Source organism: Corallococcus sp. 4LFB (genome assembly GCF_046520365.1).
Taxonomy (GTDB): Bacteria; Myxococcota; Myxococcia; order Myxococcales; family Myxococcaceae; genus Corallococcus; species Corallococcus caeni.
Genome location: NZ_JBKGHJ010000087.1, coordinates 1 through 20,964 on the forward strand (window position 1 = coordinate 1; position 20,964 = coordinate 20,964).

Below are 20,964 nucleotides of genomic sequence, written 5' to 3' on the forward strand. Positions count from 1 at the left end.
CTCAGGTCCTTGATTCTGCTCTGCTTTTCCCCATCACGTTAAACGGACGCGGATGATACCACGCACCAGTGGAAAGGCGACCTGACGTACTTCGCTCCCATTGAGGTCAACATGCTGGAGGCGTCGAACTTCGCGTTCGTCGACATCAAGCGAGGCTTCTACAACTTCAGCCGGATCGAACAGGACATCTACCAGGGCAGACGATCTCGACCCAGGTGGCCCGGTGTTCGGACAGCACCCCAGCCAAAACGTCCACGATGGAGTTCCCTTCGGACACCGCCTACAAGATGCAGTTGACTCCGTTCACCAGCATTCCGTGCAAGGGAACGGTCACGCAATACGGGACCACGACCGACACAATGTTCGCGTGGTACCTGCTGAGCCCTATCCAGTTCGGCAGCCACTTCGTCTTCGACCTCCCCGCGGTCGACGCGCCCCTGCGCATCCACGGGACGAAGCACCTCATCACCAGTGACTCTACCGTCCTGACGAGCATACCGGACCCCGTGCCCTACGGTGTCACCCCCGTGGAGTGGGACATCGAGTGGGACCTCCAGCCTGAAAGTGATGACTTCGACCTCGTCTTGAGCGCGGAGGACTACGACAACTGGCTGCCGCTCGCCCATATCGATCCCGTCGTCGGGACCTCCCTGACGGAAGGTGCGCTGGAACCTGGGTCTACCATCCGCGTAAAGGCCAAGGTCATGCCCAAGCCTGATCCCACGACGACGCCTAAGGTGAAACAGATCACGTTCTTCCTGACGTCTTCCAACATGCCGGGTATTGCCATGAACGCGCTCGATTCAAGCCCGACCCCTGATGGTAAGGATCTGCAGTTCGAGCAGGATAAAAACGCAGCGCTCGGCCTGGAATTCGTCGACATCGCAACGGTGAAGACCCCTGTGGGACAGTACGAGGAGGCAAAGGCTGTCATCTCCTCGTTTGACTTCGGAGGATACGGAGACGTCATCGCGCGGGCCGAAACCGAAGATGGCAAGGTTGTCATGTCGGTGATCGAGGATCCGGAAAGCCCGCCCACCAATCCCCCTTCGCGCACGAAAGACCCGCTCCTCTTGCCGAAGAGAACGGCTGACTCACACATCGCTACCCAGTGGAAGACCACTGAGAGCAGCCTTTCGAAAGCGGACCTGGACGACGGCGAAACGCTGGGAGATGGACGTGGCGACGTCAGCAAGCCAGGAGACGGGCTGAGCCACTATGAGGAATACAGAGGCTTCATCCTCAACAACAATCACACCCGAACCAAGCCTTCGGACGTTGATTACTTCCTCAACAACAAGATGGGGAGCAAAGCCACTGCGGGCATTAACTTCTTCAAAGAACTGACCAACATCCAGGTGCACCTTGTGGGTGACGATGATTTCGCGCTCTCAAACCGCGTGATCAACCCCTTCTACATCAAGGCGACCCACGTGACGGATCAGCACGTGGTCCTCTTGTACGAGGTGCTGGGTGAAAAGGGAACCTCCAACACCCTCCCAGGACCCGGCAACCCCAAGAGCGTTTCACGAATCGAAATTGCATCGAAGACACCACCGGACGGCATGAAAACAGCGGTTGCCCATGAACTCGCCCACTCCGTCAATGTTCCTCACCACGGTGAGTGGGGATTCTTCGTAGCCGCATGGGAAGACCTTGGTAACTCCCAGTACAGGGAAGCCCCCAAGTACCCGCTGGGCCTGGCCGCAGGACTGGTCGACGCCTATCGAGAGACCCCGAACCTCGCTCCTGTCGCGGATCCTGACGACAATCTGCCCAGATTCCTCATCTCCACCAAATGTAGGGAGGACGGAACGCAAAGCGTCTTCTCGGGAGCGCATAACTGCATCATGCGCTACAAGGCGGAGGTCAAGATCCATACGGAGAACCCGAACCTCCTCCACCAGCGCGCCGTCCTGACTGACGAGGAGTACGGCACGACCCTGTGCGCAACAACCCAGGGGACAGGCTTCAACGCGCCCCCCAATCCGCGTCATGTCGGTCCGGCGGCCAACGATAGAGGCGACTGCATCCACAAGATTGTCGTCAGCGACCGGTACGACCTGAAGCCTTGGACGCGGGCAGCGACATGTGATCCCATCCGTTCCTACGGCTCCCTCCCTATAAGGGTTCAACTTCAGGCAGACACCGAACAGTGACGATGAAAGACGCCACCGCGAGCATTCCTCGCGGTGGCGTCTTTTCGCGCTGTCTCAGCTCAATGCCTCACGGCACTTGAGACAAACGTCGTCCCCCCGCCCCAACGCTTCCGAGTACACCCAGCAGCGGGGACACTTGGTGCCCTTCGCCAGTAGCGCCTCTGCGGACAGGGACGCCCCCTCACCGAAGGTCTGTGAAACATCCAGGGCCTTCGCTGAATCAGACGGAGCCTCAGCCAGTTCCACCTGGCTCACGATGAACAGCCCGGGCAGCTCCGCGAGGTGCACCTCCAGCAGCTCCCGCACCGCGCCCGTGGCGCTCAGCACCACGCGGGCCTCCAGCGACGCGCCGATGCGCTTGTCCCGCCGCGCCACCTCCAGCACACCCTGCACCGCGCTGCGCACCGCGAAGAGCTTCGCGTAACGCGCCTCCAGCTCCGGCGGCATCGCGGCCGTCATCTCCGCGAAGCCCGCCAGGAACACGCTCTTCGCGCGCTCGCCCGGCAGGTGCTGCCATGCCTCCTCCGCCGTGAAGCTCATCACCGGCGCCAGCAGCGGCAGCAGCACCGTGAGCATTTCGTGCAGCACCGTCTGCGCACCGCGCCGCGCGGGACCGTCCTGCTTCGCCGTGTAGAGCCGGTCCTTCAGGATGTCGAAGTACACGGCCGACAGGTCATTGGCGCAGAAGTCCACCACCGTCGCGTAGACGAGGTGGAACTCATAATCCTCATAGGCCTGACGCACGCGCGCGGCCACCTGCGCCAGCCGTCCTCGTGCCCACTGGTCCAGGGGCAACAACTTGTCCGCGGACACCGCGTCCTTCGCCGGGTTGAAGTCGTGCAGGTTGCCCAGCGCGTACCGCAGCGTGTTGCGGATCTTCCGGTAGCCCTCCGACAGCCCCTTGAGGATGGCGTCCGACAGGCGCACGTCGTTGCGGTAGTCACTCGCCGCCACCCACAGCCGCAGCACCTCCGCGCCGTACTGCTGGATGACCTTGTCCGGCGCCACCGTGTTGCCCCGGCTCTTGGACATCTTCTCGCCCTGGCCATCCACCACGAAGCCATGCGTGAGGCAGGCCTTGTAGGGCGCCACGTCGCGCGTGCCCACCGACACCAGCAGCGAGGAATGGAACCAGCCCCTGTGCTGATCACTCCCCTCCAGGAACAGGTCCGCCGGCACGCGCTGCCGCTTCTCCAGCACCGCGGACGCCATGCACGCCGAGTCGAACCACACATCCAGGATGTCCGTCTCGCGGTGGAACTCCCCCTTGCCGCAGCGCGGGCACAGGAAGTCCTCCCCGAGAAATTCCTTCACCGGCGTGCGGTACCACACGCCCGCGCCCTCCCTCTCCACCGCCGCCGCCACGCGCTCCATGACATCCGGAGACACCACCGCGTCGTCGCACCCGTCGCAGTACGCGATGGGAATAGGCACGCCCCAGCTGCGCTGCCGGCTGATGCACCAGTCCGGGCGGCCCTCCAGCATGCCGCGGATCCGCGACTGCCCCCACGACGGCACCCACTGGACCGTGTCCACCTGCTCCAGCACCACCTGCCGGAACGTCTGCGTGCCGTGGAACGGCGCATCCATGGGGATGAACCACTGGTAGGTCGCCGCCTGGATGACCGGCTGGTGGCAACGCCAGCAATGCGGATAGCTGTGCGTGACGGTGTCTGATTTGTCATTGAGCAGCGCGCCCCGCTGCACCAGCAGGTCCAGCACCACCGGGTTCGCGTCGAACACGCGCCGGCCCGCGAGCACCTCTCCCACCGTGTCGTCGTAGCGCCCGTCCGCGCGCACCGGGTTGTAGATGTCCAGGCCGTACTTCAGGCCGACCTCGTAGTCCTCCTGGCCATGCCCCGGCGCCGTGTGCACCAGCCCCGTGCCGGCATCCAACGTGACGTGCTCGCCCAGCACCACGCGCCCTTCCCTCGCATAGAACGGGTGTTGATACGTCACGTGCTCCAGGTCCTCGCCCGTCGCGTACGCGAGGATGCGGGACGGATCCACCAGCGCCGGTGACGACACCTCCCCCGTGGGGAGCTGCACGTGCTTCACGGCGAGCTCGTCCGATTTCACCTCCGCCAGCACCTTCGCCAGCAGGTCCTTCGCCACGCAGAGGACGCGGTCCTCCAGCCGGTAGAAGACGTATTCGAACGTGGGGTTGACGGCGATGGCCAGGTTCGCCGGCAGCGTCCACGGCGTCGTGGTCCAGATGACGAAGGACACGCGCTGCCCCTTCAGCTGCGGCAGCGTGTCCAGCAGCGCCGGCCCCGCGTCGAAGGCCACGTACACGGACGGCGACGTGTGCTCCGCGTACTCCACCTCCGCCTCCGCGAGCGCGGTCTGGTCCTGGAGGCACCACGCCACGGGCTTCTTGCGCCGGTACAGCATGCCCCGGCGCGCGAACGCGGCCAGCTCGCGCACCTCCTGCGCCTCGTAGCTGAAGTCGAGCGTCCGGTAGGGCGCGTCCCACGTCCCGAACACACCCAGCCGCTGGAACTCGGCGCGCTGGATGTCCACGAACTCCAGCGCGTACTCGCGGCAGCGCTCCAGGAGCGCGTCACGCGACAGCGTGCGCTTGTCCAGCTTCTGATCCTTGAGGCGCTTCTCCACGGCCTGCTCGATGGGCAGACCGTGGGTGTCCCAGCCTGGGATGAAGTCACACGGCGCCCGGAGAGGTTCCGGAACTTCACCACGATGTCCTTCAGCACCTTGTTGAGCGCATGCCCGGCGTGCAGGTGGCCGTTGGCGTACGGCGGCCCGTCCGCCAGCACGAAGGGCTCACGGCCCGCGTTCTTCGCGAGCAACTGCTTCCACACGTCCTGCTCCCGCCACCAGGCGAGCAGGCGCGGTTCGAGCTGGCCCAGGTTCCCCTTCATGGGGAACTCCGTGCGCGGCAGGTGGACGGTGGCGTCGAGGTCCTTGCGGGAGGGGGCGTCGCTCATGGCTTGAGCGCCCGTAACACCCTCCTGCCGGTCCTTCAATCCACGCGAGGACTCACTCCTCGTGGTCGCCGTGGTCGTGCGAGTGCGGCTGGGGTGTGGACTTGCCCTTGCCCTTGGGGCACTTCTTGGCGCACTTCGCCTTCGCCGCCTGGAACGCCTTCGTGCACTTGTCCGTGCACGACTTGTCCTTGGCGGGGCACTTCCTCACACAGGCCTGGACCGTGGAGCCGGCGCTGATGGAGCACCTCTCGTCGCACGTCTGCGCGAGCACCTGGGGCGCCATCAGCACCGCGCCCAGCGCCATCAGTCCCAGCCAGCCCCGCACCGCGATTCGCGTCTTCATGTCGGTCTCTTGTTCCTCGTCCCGCTGGCGTCACTCGCCCGGGGTCAAACCATCGTCCGGCGCCGCCGCCCGGCGCACCAGCCGCACCGCCACCGGACCTTCCTTGGTGACGCCCAGGTTGAGCGAGACCTCTTCCGTGGCGGACTTGAACACGCGGGGCTGGATCTCCTTGAAGCCCGCCTTCGTGAGCGCCTCGCGGTAGTAGGCCTCCACCTCCGCGGTCGTCTTGCCCGGCACCGAGTAGCTCACCGTGCGCGCACCCTCCGTCTCCGCCGTCAGGACCCTGGAGCCTCCCGGGAAGACGGGCAGCCCGGCGGGCTGCGGGGCCTTCGCCGCGCCCAGGTTCGCCTCGCCCAGGAACACCGTGGTGGTGCCATCCGGGTTCACCTGGAGGATGGCCGTGTAGGAGATGAAGTTGCGCGTGTCGAGGCCCGTCACCATCGGCTCGCGCAAGAGCTGCGGCTGCTTGTACGCCTCCGGCACCACGAAGCCCCAGGAGAGCCACCGGTCCACCACGCTCTGGAGGATGACCTGCGCCTTCTCCTTGCTGCGCACCGCGAGCAGCTTCACCGGCACGCCGTTGGCGTCCACCTGGCCCGGCACGTCCACCACGCTGACGGTCTTCGGGATGTCCCAGGTGAAGTTGGCCCGCTGGGCCCACACAGGAGAGGCGCCCGCGAGTGCCAGCACCAAGGCCCAGCGTCCAAACACACGCATCATCAACGGTTCCTTCCTACTGCCGGTGCGAACGCGCGGCCTTGACCGACTTGCCCGACTTCGGCCCCGAGTCGCCCTCAGGCTTGGGGCAGCGGGCCTTGCACTGGTTGAACTGGGCCTGGAACTTCTGCGCGCAGCGCGCGGAGCAGGCGCGGCTGCTGTCCTTCGCGGACCCGGGGCTGCTGGGCGCCGGACAGGCGGTGATGCAGGCGCTGAGCGTGTCCCCGTTCTTCGTCGCGCAGTCGGTGTTGCATGAGTTGCTGTCCGCGCGCGCGGGAGACGCCATCAGGCACACGCCCAGCACCAACGCCAGCCCTCCACCCGACAGCAGGCTTCGCATCTTCATCTTCAGCAATCCTTTCCAAGGAAACAGCCGTTACGGTCCAGATAGCCCAGACCGTAATGGGGCGTGGTGATGCCAATCAGCGCGCCGGGCGACGTGTTCCACAGGTTGCCCAGGGGCGACAGCTTGATCCAGGCCTGCATGAATTGGCTCTCCTCACCCGCCGCGCTCATCCAGAAGGTGTTCTCCCGCTGCATCAGCACCAGGGGCGGCAGCGGGTTCATGAAGAGGGCGTCCATCGCCAGGAAGCTGGCGTAGGTCGGGATGGGCAGCGTGGTGGGCTCGTAGACGCCCTTCGTGGCCGCGTAGAACGGCCCGTTGGTGCACGGCAGCGCCATGTCCTGGAACAGCAAGCAGACGGAGGATTCGATCTCGTTGGACAGCCCCCAGTCGTCCACGAGCATGGAGAAGCGGCCCGGGCAGGTGCCCCCCACCGCGCGGCCAATGCCACACACCTGGATGTTGGCGTTGGCGGCCTCCAGGTGCTGCTGGTTGTACAGCCCCGTCTCCGGCGTCTGGTCCAGGAAGCGGCTGGGGATGTTCCACGCGCTGAGGTTCGCCTGGGACGCGCACGACGTGCCGCCCTCGTCGCGGTAGATGAGCCGCGTCAGTACGGGACCATTCCAGCCCAGGCCTCCATTCTGGCTGCAGCTCACGCGCAGACCCGAGCCCTGCGTGAACACCTGGGTGATGGTGTCGCCGTGGTTGACGGACGACAGGCCGTTGAAGTCCGCGTACCGAGCCTGCGCGTCCTCGCCCGCATTCCGCATGGAGTCATGCGCCGAGCCGTAGGACACGGGGATGTCGTGCATGTCACCGTGCGTGCCGTTCCACAGCGCGGACACCGCGGCCTCCTGCACCTTCAGCGACAGGAAGCCCACCTCCGCGAAGTGGATGCCGAACACCAGGATGGTGATGAACAGCGTGACGCCGATGGCCGCCTCCACGATGGATTGGCCGCGCGCCTGCCGGTGACGACGAAGATGGCTGTTCATCACTGGAACCCCTTGAAGCCCACGCGCCGCAGTTCCTGGATGGTCGCGGCGGAAGCTGGGGAGCTGGTGCCCAGCGCGTTGATGGCGTCATCCAGGCCCGACTCGTCCGTGTCCACCGGCACCAGCGTCGCGCGCCAGTAGGGGTTGAGCAGGTTGGGCGGCTCGCTCCAGTGCGAGACGCCCAGGCTGCGACCCCGGTGGTAGTACGCGATGCCCGTGGACAGCGCCGTCTGGATGCCCAGCGGCGTGCCGTCCGCCATGGTGGCGCTGCGGTTGTCGAACTTGCCCGCGTTCGGGTTCGGGTTGTTCGCCTCGAAGCGGAAGCGGAACGCCAGGTTCCACGGGTCCTGCTGCGCCGCGGGCATGTTGCTGCGGTCGCGCTGGATGACCGCGAAGTTCTTCGGCTGCCCGAAGTTGTTGTCCTCGCCGTTGGGCCACAGCTCCGTCAGGTTGTAGTCCATGAACGGCGGCCAGATGCCCGGGCAGCTGGACGGGCCACCCAGACACGGCGCCAGCATGTGCCGCGCGAACGGAGCGGGGTCCGTGCCACCGAACCACATATGCGTGGGCGTGGGCATGACGCCACCGGAGGCCGCGAACAGGGCCAGGGTCGGCACGATGCCGCCCACCATCACCGGGCACGGCGGTCCACCACCATGCGCGATGTGGTTGTAGATGAAGGCCACCTCGCCCTCGTCCTCTGCCGTGACGGCGGGCGCATAGGGGGGAAAGAGCCCGTACTGGAGGATCGGCTTGCCGAAGTGGGCCGTGCCGGCGGCGAACGGGAGCGTGACGATGTCCGGCGGCGTGATGACGAAGGCCAGGTTCGCTTCGTGCGCGATGTACTGCTCGATGGTGCGCGACGTGACGAAGGTGAAGCCACGGCTGCCCATCGCCGCGTCCACGCTGTGGGCCACCGTCATGGGCAGCGGATCACAGACCGCGCCGCCACCCAAGCACACCGCGTTGTCCGCCAGCTCGTTCTTGGAGACGTTGCCCGCGGACGGCGCCAGCCACCCCGCGTCGCGAGGGTTCTTGCCCGGCACCAGGTCCCCCAGGATGTCGTTGGCGAAGCCCTGGTCGTTCACCTTGTCCTTGAGGCTCCTGAAGTCCGCATACGAGGAAGCGTACAGCGCGCCCGCGGCCAGCTGGTGCAGGCGCATCTGCAGGCCCACCATCGGATCCAACGACTGGAACACCGCCTCCACGCGCAGGTCCTCCATCTGCAGCTTGCCCATCAACATGCTCAGGTCCCCGACCCCGCGCAGGCCGCACTGGCACATGCGGGCGCAGAAGCCGTTGTGCCACGCGCAGGGGCAGCCCGCCGTGGCGAAGGCCTGATAGGTGGGCAGCCACGCCCCGTAGCCCGCCTTCGCCGCGTTCAGCTCGCCCCGGTAGAGGCTGGCCCAGTTCAGGAGGCTGGCCGCGCCGGCGTTCGCCACCATGTGGGCGATCTCCGCGCGGTTGGAGACGGCGATGGTGTTGAACGTGCGCGCCGTGGCCACCGCGTTGGAGAACGCGGCCGCGTCCGCCACCGTCTGCACCTCGATGCGCTCGCGCACCTTCATGGTGAACGACAGCGTGAGGGCCACCATCAGCAGCAGCAACAGCATGCTGAGGACGAACAGCACCAGGGTCTGACCGCGCTGGGGGGAGGAGCGCTTCATGGCTTTCACCGGGGACAGTTCATGGTGGCGAAGAAACGCGACTTCACGGGCGTCATCATCCGCATGGTGAAGGTGGTGATGATGGGGAAGACGTACTGCCGCGCGTTCACGCGGTCCGCCAGCTCCGCTGCCAGCTCGCCGTCCAGCACGTGCGACGGCGTCACCTCACCGCCGTTCCAGTTGGCGTTGCGCTCGGCGACGAGCAGCGGGTTCGCGTCCGTGTAGGGCCGCAGGCCGAAGTGCGCCAGGAACATGCGCGACATCACCCAGTTGGCGAACGGGATGCGCAGCGGGTACCAGAACACCAGCTGCACCTCCAGCCGCCGCAGGTGCCCCGGCCGGTCGAAGTCGCTGTCCTCCGGGCTGTCCACGCCGCCACCCGCCAGGTCCCGCAGGATCCACACGATGCTGCGGTTGTGGATGCCGTCCAGGCCGGGGCCCGGACCGCCGGAGCCCGCGTAGCGGTTGTTCATCCGCGCCGCGAACGCCTCCGCCAGCAGCCGGGGCGCGTCCGAACCCGCGCCGCGGCCCAGGGGACCGTTGAGCGACCCCGTCCCCTGCCCCATGAAGGAGTGGAAGGTCGGAATCAGCGCCAGGATGGCCGCGTGGGTCATCCGCTCGCAGTCCCCGTGCGCCACGCTGCCCGCGCGCGTCGCCCGGAAGGCCGCGTAGTGCGTCATCACCCGCGCCTGCATCATCAGGAAGAGCTGCAGCGCTCCCAGAATCAGGAACACGACCAGTGGCAGTGACAGCGCGGCCTCCACCAGGGCCTGGCCGGACTCGCCTGCTTCACGGGGGGATCGTGCGCTCATACGGAAGCTCATCCTGCGGGACCGGGGCGTCTCGCAATATCCGTCAAGTGACCGCCGACACACCGCGTCGGGGTCCGAAGGGGGGTCTGGATTGTCGCAGAGGTCGGCTCCCCTTGGAAACTTCCCCGGGAAGCCACACAGTCCGTGAAAAAAATGCGACGGCGATGTTTCAGCGCGGTTTCAGGCCCTTGGCGTCCAGCTGATACTTCTTCACCAGCCGCTCGATGGACTTCCTGTGCAGGCCGCTCTCCCGGGCGGCTCGGGACAGGTTGCCCTCGCAGCGGGTGAGGACGCTGGTGACGTACTCGCGCTCGAAGTTCTCCAAGAGCTGCTCCTTGGCGTCCTTGAAGGCCAGGTGCTCGTTGAAGGGCAGCGGCCCCTCGCGGGCCTGGCCCCGGACGCGCGGGGGCAGGTGGGAGGGCAGGATCTCCTCGCCCTCGTCGGAGAAGGTCAGCACGTGGGAGAGGACGTTCATCAGCTCGCGCACGTTGCCGGGCCACGCGTAGGCCATGAGCAGCCCCAGGGCCTCCGCGGAGAAGCGCTTGCGGCCGTGCTTCTCCACCACCTCCGGCTCCGCCAGCGCCTGCTTGAGGATGAGCGGGATGTCGTCCCGGCGCTGGCGCAGGGGCGGCAGCTGGATGTGGATGACGGACAGGCGGAAGTAGAGGTCCTCGCGGAAGTTGCCCGCGGCGATCTCCTTCACCAGGTCGCGGTGCGTGGCGGCGATGACGCGGCAGTCCACTTCAATGACGTCGTTGCCGCCCACCCGGCGCACCTCGCGGTTCTCCAGCACGCGCAGGAGCTTCGGCTGCAGGTCCAGGCGCAGCTCGCCCAGCTCGTCCAGGAAGATGGTGCCGCCCTGCGCGCGCTCGAAGGCGCCGGGGCGGCTGGACGTCGCGCCGGTGAAGGCGCCCTTCTCATGGCCGAACAGCTCGCTCTCGATGAGGTTGGGCGGGATGGCGCCGCAGTCCAGCACCACCATGGGCCCCTTCTTGCGGCCGGACAGCTCGTGGATGGCGCTGGAGACCAGCTCCTTCCCCGTGCCCGTCTCCCCCTGGATGATGACGGACACGTCCATGGGCGCGATGCGCTTGATGAGCCCGAACACCTGCCGCATCTTCACGCTCTGGCCCACCATGCCGCACAGCTCGCCCTCGCGGTCGGGCTCCACCGCCACCTCTTCGTCCAGCGGGGCGAAGGTGATGACGGAGGAGCCGGCGCGGATCTGCGAGCCCGGGGACAGGTAGGCCCGCTCGATGCGCCGGCCGTCCAGGAAGGTGCCGTTGGTGGAGTTCAGGTCCACCAGGAGGTAGCCGCGCTCGGTGTACTGGACCTCGAAGTGGTGGCGGCTGGCGGTGCGGTCCTCCACCAGCACCAGGTCGTTGCCCGGGTGGGCGCCGCAGCGAAGCCGCTCCTTGTCGCTGGCCATGGAGCGCCCGGTGTCCGGCCCGGACGTCACCAGGAGCCGGCACTTGTGCAGCTTCACGGTGGCGCGCGGATCCACCACCAGCGTCTCCCCCAACAGGGGGGACTGGGACGACAACTCGAGGCCGACGTCTCCTGGATTCGTGTGGATGTCGTCGGGATGCGGGTTCGGTGCGGTCATCAGTGAACGCGAGGATAGCAAAGGGTTCCCACGTGCCGTGCCCCCCTGTCCGTGCGTGCTAGTGTCCCGCGCCCCGCATGCCCCCCCGAAAAGCCCAGCCGAAGAAGGCGCCAGTCCCGCCTGGCGCCCAGGCACCCGAGCGCGGTGACGCGCCGCGACCCAAGCGGCCCCGCGCGAAGAAGACCGTGGCCATCCTGTCCCGCAAGCGCTCGCTATACTCGACGCGCCGGCTGGTGGAGGCCATCAAGGCCCGGGGCCACCGCCCGCTCGTCTTCGACACGCTGCGCTGCTGCCTGTTGCTGGCCCGCGGCAAGCCGCGCATGACCTACCGCGGCGCGGAGGTGAAGGGCGTGGACGTGGTGATTCCGCGCATCGGCGCGTCCATCACCGCGTACGGCCTGGCGGTGGTGAACCACTTCGAGATGATGGACGTGCCGGTGCTCAACCCGCCCACGGCCATCGCGCGCAGCCGCGACAAGCTGCGCGCGCTCCAGTTCCTGGCCGCGCGGGTCTGGACATGCCCAGGACGGTGATGGCGCATGACCGCGGCAACGTGCGCAAGCTGGTGCAGGAGGTGGGCGGCCTGCCCGTCATCATCAAGCTGATCAAGGGCACCCAGGGCGTGGGCGTGATGATCGCCCACACGCTGCCGGAGGTGCAGACCATCCTCGACACCTTCTGGGACCTGGGCCAGGAGATCGTCCTCCAGGAGTTCGTCGCGGAGAGCGAGGGCCGCGACGTGCGCGCGCTGGTGGTGGGCGACACCGTGGTGGGCGCCATGCGGCGCAAGGCGAAGAAGGGCGAGTTCCGCTCCAACATCCACCGCGGCGGCGAGGGCCGCGCCATCACCCTGCCCCCCGCCTACGTGGAGGCCGCGGTGAAGGCGGCGCGCATCATCGGCCTGGAGGTCGCGGGCGTGGACATGCTGGAGGGCCGCGAGGGCCCGCGCCTGATGGAGATCAACTCCAGCCCCGGCTTCGAGGGCCTGGAGGGCGCCACCGGCCAGGACATCGCGGGCACCATCGTGGAGCACGCGTTGGTGTACGCGGGGACCCGGGCCACCGCGCTCATCGCCAGGGCGGCCGCGCGTCCTGATGCGGGTGTGACAGCAGGCACGCGAGCAGTGCCCGTGTGCCTGCCCGCCTGCTTCACGGCGTGCGTGCGGGGCTTCACGGTGCGCACGGTGCCTTGGATGCTCCTCAGGAATACGGGAATGCCTCCGGGCGCGGATTGTCCGGGGGTGTTGGCAGCGACGGGGATGCGCCTCTAATCTGGCGACCCCCGATGAAAACGCTGCACAAGCCGCTGCAGATCACCGTCTACCAGGATGTGCTTTGCGCCTGGTGCTACCTCGCCGACCAACGGTTGGAGGTGCTTCGCCAGGAGTTTGGCGACGCCGTCCGCTGGAGCGTGCGTCCCTACTCCCTGCGTCTGCACGACGTGTTGCCCACGGAGCGCGAAGTGCGCGGGCTGGTGGAGGAGGTGAAGCGCGCGCAGCGCGAACCCGACCCCACCGCCTCGCTGCTCTCCACGGACCTGTGGCTGGGCGGTGATCCACCGCGCTCCAGCGTTCCGGCGCTGGCGGCGCTGGAGGCGGCGCGGTTGCAGGGGCCGCAGGCGCGGGCCTTCCTCGCCCGGGCCATGCAGCGCGCCGCGCTGGAGCAGGGCGTCAACGTGTCGCGCTCGGACGTCGTGTTCGAGCTGGCGTCGCGCGTGGGCCTGTCCATGAACCCGTTCTCCGCGGCCTTCCGTTCGGAGGAGACGCGCCGGCTCATCTACGACGAGCACCGGCTGGCCGGCAGCCGCGGCGTGCGCGGCGTGCCCACGCTGGTGATTGGCGGCCGGTGGATGCTGTGCGGCCTGCGCGAGCTGTCCGAGTACCGCGAGCACATCCTCGCGTGCCTGGGCAAGGTCGTCGCGCCCCGCTCGGGTTCCTCCGAGCGGCTGGTGCACTGAAGCGTCCCCGTCGCGCGCCTTCGCCCCGTTCGCGAAGGCGCGCCCGGCTTCCCGAGGGACCTCAGCCCGGGAAGGACTCCGCGGCTTCGTCGCGTGGAGCGCGCAGGGCCAGGAACATCCCCGCGATGAGCAGCTGGGCCAGCGCCATGCCGGGGATGACGCCCACGCAGCACACGAAGAACCCCGCCAGCATGACGAGTCCCGCCATGAACCCCACGCCCAGGATGGACAGCCGCTGGCCCCGCGCGGCCGCCCAGCTGCGGCGCAGCACCTCGACGGGAGAGGGCGGCACGTCGTCGTACGCGAGCTCCGGCTGGACCAGGTACAGCGGCAGCAGCAGGTACGTGAGCGGTACCACCAGCACCAGTGCCGCCAGCCCCAGCACGCCCATGATGGGCACCAGCGCGTCGAAGACCTGACCCGGGGAGGGGTCCGCGCCCAGGTGGATGCCCGACAGCAGGCCCGTGCCCAGGACCGCGAGGAAGCCCAGGACACCCAGGATGATCAGCGGCACCAGCACGATGGCGAAGACGAGGAGCATGGTCAGCGCGTAGGGCACCGCCTTGTGCATCTGGCTGAAGAGGCGCGCCACGTCCACGCGGCCGCCGTGCAGCACGTCGAAGCACACGCGCAGGAGGCCCAGCTGGACCAGGCCCTGCACCAGCTGCTGCGCGACCAGCGCCACCAGGCTCAGCACCGCGGCCACGATGCCGCTGTCCAGCGCCGCGCCGATGCCCGTGGCCACGTTGATCATCAGCTGCGCGCCGAGGCTCACGCCGATGTAGATCAACACCGCGAGCGACAGCATGCCCCACTCGCGCTGGAACGCCGCCCAGCACACGTCCCACAGCTTGCTGAAGGTCCACGTCTCCCGGTCCAGCGGGAAGGTGGCGCCGGAGCGCTCCCGGCACGTGGGGCAGCGCGGCGACGTGCCGTTCAGGCTGCACGCGTCGCACGTGAAGTTGCCGCAGCGCGCGCAGGTGCCCGTGGCCTCCCGCCCCGGGTGCAGCGCGCAGGACGCCCCCATCGCGCGTCCGAAATCCACATCCGACATCCGCATGCCTCCCGGCGCGGCCCCCCAGAGGCCGCGACCCCGGTGTCATATCAGGTGGGCCCCTCCCCTTCCCGGCGGGCAGGCGTCCCGGATGAATTAACGGCGCACCCGGCCGTCGGTGGGGGCAGAGGTTGCGGAGCGGGACGCTTTGGGGGTCCACTTCCGCGCCAGGAGATCCTTCATGAACCGCTTGCTCGCCCTGGTCGTCCCCCTGGCCCTGCTGATGGGGACCGGCTGTGTCGTCGAGGCCCACTCGCATCGCCCCGTCCGCCGCGTGGCCTACGTCGAGCCCGTGGCGCAATACCGGTTCGCCGGCGCGCACCCCGTCCCCGACGACTACGGCGGCGGCTGGTGCCCGGAGGACTACGCCCACGTCCACGACTACCAGCCGCCCCAGGCGTCCTACGTCTACACGGATGATGTCTACTACTACCGGGGCCCGACGGTGGTCTGGTACTGGGACTACCACCCCATCGCGAGCGGCGGGTACTGCAACCTCCACGGGCGCCACCAGCACGACTACTACCCGCGCGGCTCGTGGGGCGCGGGCTACACCTACGACCGCGGCAGCCGGGGCTACCGCTGGGACAACAGCCACGCGGCCTCCGCCGGGTACGGCCGCAACAACGTCACGCGCTCGCGGCCCGCTCCGGCCCCCGTCCACCAGGGCCGCAACCCGCCCCCGGGCGGCAATGGCACCGGCGCCCGGCCCCCCAGCAGCTCCGGCGGTTGGGGCCGCAGCAACGCCGCCCCCGCCACGAACAGCTCGCGTGACAACGACCGCGACGACAACAAGGGTGGCGGCTGGAACACCCCGGCCAGCAAGAGCCGCGACGACGACAACGACAGCAACCGCGGCAACGGCGGCGGCTGGGGCAACGGCGGCAGCAGCCGGAGCAGCAACTCCGGCAGCAGCAGCTCCGGCAGCAGCAGCTCTGGCAGCAGCGGGAGCAGCGGTGGCGGCTGGAGCAGCCCCGGTGGCGGCAGCCGGAGCAGCGGGAGCAGCAGCGGCCGGAGCAGCGGCGGCAGCAGTGGAAGCAGCAGCGGCAGTGGCGGCGGCTGGAACACGGGCAAGAGCTCCGGCTCGTCCTCCGGCTCCGGCAAGGGCGGGACGCGCTGGTAGGCGCTCCGCCTCCTCCTCCCTGGTTTGACTCGCGGCACCGGGCGCGGCCCTCCGTCCTCGACGGAGGGCAGGCTCCCGGTGCCGACGTGTTTTCAACACCCGGAGGGCCCGGTGTCTGGTGCGTCCGGCCTCCGGGCGCACCGGGGCGTCGTGAAGGGGACGGACGGTGCCGGAGGACGGATTGCGATCGCCCCGGGCCGTGAAGATGTTGCAGCGCGATGAAACACTACATTCGGGCGGCGGGTGGTGCCGTGCTCGGGCTGTTGGCGATGGCCTGTGGCGACGGCGGCTTCACACCGGACCCTGGCGTGCGGACCGAGGACGCCGAGGCGGTGGATCTGGAAAACCTTCGCATCCTCGTGAGCGGCGAGGCACGCGTGTTCCCGGAGGCCGCGGGCGCGGCCGCCGCCCCCGCGTCGCTCACCGGAATGGCGCTCACCGTGGAGGAGCCCCTGCGCGTGGCCGTCAACGACTCGGCCGCCACCTTCGCCACCGGCGCGGTGTCCGAGGACGGCTCCTTCCGCATCACCGACGTGCCCGTGCGCGACGTGCACCAGGGGCTCGCGGTGGGCCTGGTGCACGACGGCCTCGTGCGCAGCACCACGCTCGTCTACGACACCGCCTTCACCGGCACCCGGCCGCGCACGGACATCATCGACGCGCACGCCTGGGCCCTGCCCACCGCGTTCGTGGAGCAGCTGGGCGCCGCCGTGGGCGCGCCGCGCCTCCAGGGCCACACCGGGGACCCGGCGGCCACCCTGGCCTCCGCGGGCTTCGTGCTGGGGCGCGTGGTGGACCTCAACGGTCAGCCCGTGAGCGGCGTGCGCGTGGCGCTGGACCGCGCGGAGCTGGCGGACCGCGTCTACTACCCGTCCGAGGACCTCGCGTCCGTGAACACCACCGGCACCGCGGGCCACGGTCTGTTCCTCTTCGTGCACTCCGGCGCCGGGGTGTCGTCCTTCCAGCTTTCCCTGGAGGGCACCGACACCTACGTGCCGCGTAACGTCGACGTGGGCCCTGGCCTGGGCGTGGTCCTCACCGTGTACCCGGGCCGTTACGCGCCCTGACCCAACCCTCGACAGGTCGGACATCCCTGCCTAGAGCGGACAGGCGTCCAACCCCGGCGTCTCATTGCCGGGGTGCCCCCGAAGACGAGATGTTGTGGCAGGATGCAGGGCTGGCGTTCCGGGGGGACGCGGATGATGAGCGGCCGTTCCATGCCACGAAGCACGGCGTTGGTCCGTGCCCTTGCGCGCAGCTCCGCGGTGGCCTCCTGCATGGTGGGGCTGCTGGTGCTGGTGGGCTGGGCGCTGGACGTCATGGTCCTCAAGTCCATGGGCGCCGCGCTTCCCGCCATGCGTCCCAGCGCCGCGCTGGGGCTGCTGCTGGGCGGGGCCGCGCTGGGCCTGCGGCTGCCGGCCACCCCCCACCGCTCCCGCCAACGGCTGGGCACCGCGCTCGCGCTGGCCACCGCCCTGCTGGGCGCGGCGAGCCTCGTGGACGGCGTCATCACGGGTGGGAACGGCGGCATGGACGCGCTGCTGCTGCACGCCTTCGGTGAGGAGCGCTTCGCGTCGTCCGGCGTCGCGCCGTCACCCCTGACGGCGCTGTGCCTGATGCTCCTGGGCCCGGCGCTGGCGCTGGTGGACCGGGGCCACCCGCAGCGGCTGTCGTGGTCGGACGCGCTGGTGGCGCTCGCGCTGATGGCGGCGCTGACGGGCCTCAACGGCTTCCTCCTGGGCCCGCTGGTGACGCCCGCCGCCGCGCCGTTCTTCCAGGAGCGCAGCATGGGGCTGCACACCACCTGCGTGCTGATGCTGCTGGGCGTGGGCACGCTGTGCGCCCGGCCGGAGCTGGGGCTGATGGCGCGGCTCACCCGGGACACGCTGGGCGGCTTCGTGGCGCGGCGGCTGGTGCCGGTGACGCTGCTGGGGCCGCCGGTGCTGGGGCTGACGCTGGTGCTGATGCACCTGACGGGCGGGCTCAGCCACGACGCGAAGCTGCCCCTCTTCGCCACGGCCGTGGCCGCGGGCGGCGTCACGCTGGTGCTGCTGGCGGCGCGCGCGCTGGACGTGCTGGACAGGGAGCGCATGCGGGCCACCGCCGCGCTGGAGGCCTCCGAGGAGCGCTTCCGCACCTTCCTGGACACCGCGCCGGACCCCATGGTGGTGGTGGACGCCACCGGCCGCGTGCGGTTCGCCAACGCGGAGGCGGAGCGCGTCTTCGGCTACCGCCGGGAAGCCCTGCTGGGCCACGAGGTGGAGCTGCTCGTGCCGGAGGGGCTCCACGGCCCGTCCGCCACGGGCGAAGGCCCGGAGCGCGCCACCGCGGGGCGGCTGGTGTCCGGGCAGCGGCAGGACGGCACCCACGTGCCGCTGGAGGTGCGGCTGAGCCCGCTGGAGGGCGAGGACGACGCCACGCGCATCGCCATCCTGCGCGACGTCACCGAGCGCCGGGACCTGGAGAAGCTGCGCGAGGAGTACGTGGGGCTCATCTCCCACGACCTGCGCAACCCGCTGAACACCATCAACCTGCGCGCCCACCTGCTCCAGCGCGCGCTGCACGAGCGGAAGCTGGAGCGCGAGGGCCACATGGCCCAGGCCATCATCCACAACGTGGAGTGGATGAGCACGATGATTGAGGAGCTGCTGGAGGGCTCGCGGCTGGAGTCCGGCCGGGTGACGCTGCGCCGCGAGGCGCACGACCTGGGCCGCTTCCTGGCGGAGGTGCTGGAGCGCGACGTGCCGCCTGACGCGCGCGAGCGGTTCCGGCTGCACCTGGCGGATCCGCTGCCACCGGTGCCCATGGACGCCGCGCGGCTGGAGCGCGTGGTGACGAACCTGCTGACCAACGCGCTCAAGTACAGCCCCAAGGGGACGCCGGTGGACGTGCGGCTGGCGGCCGTGCACGACCACGCCGTGGTGTCGGTGACCAACCAGGGCACGGGGCTGTCCCCCCGGGACGCGGCGCGCTTGTTCGACAAGTACTACCGCACGGAGGACGGCCGCTCGCAGGACGGCAAGGGGCTGGGCCTGGGGCTCTACATCAGCCGGCTCATCGTGGAGGCCCACTCCGGCCACATCTGGGTGGAGAGCGAGCCGGACCGGGGCGTCACCTTCTTCTTCAGCGTGCCCCTGGAGGCCCCCTCCACCCCGTCGGAGTCCGAACCGCCGCGGCAGCGCGCCAGCTAGCGCGCCCGGCAGATATAACGCCACCGGACGAGGCACCGTAAGCACTTGAAATTATTAAGGATATTTAGCTATTTAAATTCCTACGCTGTTGATGCCCCTTATTAAAGCCAAGAGCATTTGACTTAAATAAGCGTCGTCCGAATGCTGAGGGCCATGACCGAAGCATCGTTCGCGCCGTCCAGGATGGGCCGGTTCATAGAAACCGCTGTCGCTGGGGAGAGCGTGCGGTCGTTCGTCCCGCCGCCATTGCCGCCAGTTCCACCTATCGATGTTTTGGGGCTGCTGGATCGCCTCAGTCGGGCCGATCGGGCCCTGGGCCGTCTTGATGGAATCACAGTGCCCCTGCCAAGCCAGGAGCTGTTCCTTTACATGTACGTGCGGAAAGAAGCGGTGCTCTCCTCTCAGATTGAGGGGACACAATCGACGCTCTCCGACCTGCTTCGCTTCGAGCTTGGAGCGCAGGAGGGACAGCCCATCGATGACGTCCGCGAGGTTTCCAATTACGTCGACGCGATGATGTATGGGCTCGAGCGAGTCAAGGAGTTGCCGCTCTCACTTCGATTGATCCGCGAGATGCATGCGCGGCTGCTGCAAAGCGGACGCGGTGATTCAATGGATCCGGGTGAGTTCCGTCGCTCACAGAACTGGATTGGAGGGACCCGGCCAGGAAACGCGCTGTACGTTCCGCCTCCAGTAACGGAGCTCGACGGTTGCCTGGGTGCATTCGAGAACTTCATGCACGAGGAGCAGTCCCGGTTGCCGCCACTCATCAAGGCGGGGCTCCTGCACGTGCAGTTCGAGAGCATCCACCCGTTCCTCGACGGAAACGGCCGCATCGGGCGCCTCCTCGTGACGCTCTATCTGTGCGTCCATGACGTGCTTCGAAAGCCACTGCTTTACTTGAGCCTCTACCTGAAGACGCACCGGGAGGATTACTACCGGCTGATCCAGGAGGTTCGCGAGCGGGGCGCGTGGGAAGCCTGGCTCGAGTTCTTTTTGGAGGGCATCGAAACGACGGCGAACCAGGCGTTCGACGCGGCAACGAGGATCGCCGAGCGCTTCAAGCACGACCGAGAGCTCATCAACGACAAAAGCGAGCGCACCAGCGCGGCGCTCCGTGTGCATGATTTGTTGCAGGCACACCCATACGTGACGTCGAACCAACTGGTTGCTCGGACCCGAATGACCGCCCCCACCGTGAACGCGGCGCTCGCGGACCTGGAGCGCCTGGGCATCGTGGAGGAGGTCACCGGACGCAAGCGAGGCCGCGTCTTCGCGTATCGCGGCTATCTCGCCATCCTGAACGAGGGGACGACGCCGTTGCAGGGAGGCAGGAGCTAGCGCGGCGTGAACCAGCGCGGCAGCCAGTCCGCGCCCTTCGCCGTGGTGAGCCGCGTCTGGCCCGTGCCGTCCGGGCGCATGAGGTACAGGTCGGTGTCGCCGTCGCGCTCGGAGACGAACACCAGCGCCTTGCCGTCCGGGCTCCACGCCGGCATGTCGTCGCGGTGCTGGCCGTCCGTCAGCGCCACCGGCGCGCCGCCCGCCACGTCCGCCACCCAGATGCGGCTCTTGCCGTCCTCGAGCCGGGCCACGTACGCCACGCGCTTGCCGTCCGGGCTGAAGGCCGCCTCGCGCTCGTCGCCCGCGTAGCCCTCGCCGGACAGGGCCCGCAGGTCCGCGCCGTCCGGCCGCACCAGGTACACGCGCTCCTTGCGCTCGCGGTTGCTCACGAACGCGAGCCACTTCCCGTCCGGACTCCACTGCGGCGTCCGGTCCTCCAGGTAGAACGTGGTGATGCGGCGGGGCTCGCCCGTGCCGTCCGCGCGGAAGACGTAGACCTCCGGGTCCCCCTCACCGCTGCACACGCACGCCACCTCCGTGCCGTCCGGCGACACCGCGGGCTCGAAGCAGCCCGCCTTCACGTGCGTCAGCTGCGTGTCCACCGCGTTCGCCTCGGGCCGCACGCGCACCACGTCGCTGAAGCCCCGCGCGTCGGACTCCGCGACCAGCCACGTGCCGTCCGGCGCCAGCTCGCGTTGCGCGCGCGGGG

15 protein-coding genes and 2 pseudogenes are annotated in these 20,964 nt (G+C 68.6%); 7 read left to right on the forward strand and 10 right to left on the reverse strand.

Going from position 1 to position 20,964, the window contains the following annotated elements; genetic code table 11:
- The first annotated feature begins 257 nt into the window (after positions 1–257).
- Complete coding sequence (locus tag ACLEQD_RS12325; RefSeq protein WP_410383787.1) at positions 258–2,159, forward strand: hypothetical protein; 1,902 nt, start codon at positions 258–260, stop codon at positions 2,157–2,159.
- Between the two features lie 54 nt (positions 2,160–2,213).
- Here the strand turns inward: ACLEQD_RS12325 and ileS are convergent.
- The 8 genes and pseudogenes from ileS to ACLEQD_RS12365 all read right to left on the reverse strand — a co-directional run bounded on the left by ileS (position 2,214) and on the right by ACLEQD_RS12365 (position 11,590).
- A pseudogene (gene ileS, locus ACLEQD_RS12330) lies at positions 2,214–5,107 on the reverse strand (isoleucine--tRNA ligase).
- Positions 5,108–5,159: 52 nt separating this feature from the next.
- Entirely contained in the window at positions 5,160–5,450 is a 291-nt protein-coding gene (locus tag ACLEQD_RS12335; RefSeq protein ID WP_410383789.1) for a hypothetical protein, read from the reverse strand.
- A 30-nt stretch (positions 5,451–5,480) separates the two neighbouring features.
- Complete coding sequence (locus tag ACLEQD_RS12340) at positions 5,481–6,140, reverse strand: hypothetical protein (RefSeq protein WP_410383812.1); 660 nt, start codon at positions 6,138–6,140, stop codon at positions 5,481–5,483.
- A gap of 43 nt (positions 6,141–6,183) precedes the next feature.
- On the reverse strand, positions 6,184–6,513 hold the full coding sequence (locus ACLEQD_RS12345) for a hypothetical protein (RefSeq protein ID WP_410383791.1): 330 nt from the start codon (positions 6,511–6,513) through the stop codon (positions 6,184–6,186).
- A gap of 2 nt (positions 6,514–6,515) precedes the next feature.
- On the reverse strand, positions 6,516–7,505 hold the full coding sequence (locus tag ACLEQD_RS12350; protein ID WP_410383792.1) for a TadE/TadG family type IV pilus assembly protein: 990 nt from the start codon (positions 7,503–7,505) through the stop codon (positions 6,516–6,518).
- Positions 7,505–9,172, reverse strand: coding sequence for a pilus assembly protein TadG-related protein (locus ACLEQD_RS12355; RefSeq protein WP_410383794.1), 1,668 nt, complete (start codon positions 9,170–9,172; stop codon positions 7,505–7,507). Before ACLEQD_RS12355 ends, ACLEQD_RS12350 begins: the two co-directional genes overlap by 1 nt.
- Positions 9,173–9,177: 5 nt before the next feature.
- On the reverse strand, positions 9,178–9,984 hold the full coding sequence (locus tag ACLEQD_RS12360; protein WP_410383796.1) for a TadE/TadG family type IV pilus assembly protein: 807 nt from the start codon (positions 9,982–9,984) through the stop codon (positions 9,178–9,180).
- Between the two features lie 169 nt (positions 9,985–10,153).
- Positions 10,154–11,590 (reverse strand): sigma 54-interacting transcriptional regulator, encoded by a 1,437-nt coding sequence (locus ACLEQD_RS12365; protein WP_410383797.1) that lies wholly within the window; start codon positions 11,588–11,590, stop codon positions 10,154–10,156.
- Positions 11,591–11,667: 77 nt separating this feature from the next.
- Between ACLEQD_RS12365 and ACLEQD_RS12370 the strand changes: the two are divergent.
- Positions 11,668–12,623, forward strand: a pseudogene (locus ACLEQD_RS12370) (RimK family alpha-L-glutamate ligase); the annotation flags it as partial.
- A 251-nt stretch (positions 12,624–12,874) separates the two neighbouring features.
- A complete protein-coding gene (locus tag ACLEQD_RS12375) occupies positions 12,875–13,546 on the forward strand; it encodes a DsbA family protein (protein WP_410383799.1) in 672 nt (223 codons plus the stop codon).
- A gap of 61 nt (positions 13,547–13,607) precedes the next feature.
- Here ACLEQD_RS12375 and ACLEQD_RS12380 read toward each other — a convergent pair whose 3' ends face one another.
- Positions 13,608–14,600, reverse strand: a complete 993-nt coding sequence (locus ACLEQD_RS12380) for a hypothetical protein (protein WP_410383801.1) — start codon at positions 14,598–14,600, stop codon at positions 13,608–13,610.
- A 181-nt stretch (positions 14,601–14,781) separates the two neighbouring features.
- Here ACLEQD_RS12380 and ACLEQD_RS12385 point away from each other — a divergent pair, with 181 nt between their 5' ends.
- The 4 genes from ACLEQD_RS12385 to ACLEQD_RS12400 all read left to right on the forward strand — a co-directional run bounded on the left by ACLEQD_RS12385 (position 14,782) and on the right by ACLEQD_RS12400 (position 20,255).
- A complete protein-coding gene (locus tag ACLEQD_RS12385; RefSeq protein ID WP_410383803.1) occupies positions 14,782–15,723 on the forward strand; it encodes a hypothetical protein in 942 nt (313 codons plus the stop codon).
- Between the two features lie 218 nt (positions 15,724–15,941).
- Positions 15,942–16,790 (forward strand): carboxypeptidase regulatory-like domain-containing protein, encoded by an 849-nt coding sequence (locus ACLEQD_RS12390; RefSeq protein WP_410383805.1) that lies wholly within the window; start codon positions 15,942–15,944, stop codon positions 16,788–16,790.
- A 150-nt stretch (positions 16,791–16,940) separates the two neighbouring features.
- Positions 16,941–18,914, forward strand: a complete 1,974-nt coding sequence (locus ACLEQD_RS12395; protein ID WP_410383806.1) for a sensor histidine kinase — start codon at positions 16,941–16,943, stop codon at positions 18,912–18,914.
- 153 nt (positions 18,915–19,067) lie between these two features.
- The gene (locus ACLEQD_RS12400; protein WP_410383808.1) at positions 19,068–20,255 is read left to right on the forward strand and encodes a Fic family protein; all 1,188 of its coding nucleotides are present in this window, start codon (positions 19,068–19,070) and stop codon (positions 20,253–20,255) included.
- Here ACLEQD_RS12400 and ACLEQD_RS12405 read toward each other — a convergent pair.
- Positions 20,252–20,964 (reverse strand): TolB family protein (locus tag ACLEQD_RS12405; protein ID WP_410383810.1); only part of this gene is annotated, 713 nt, incomplete at its 5' end. The genes ACLEQD_RS12400 and ACLEQD_RS12405 overlap by 4 nt on opposite strands.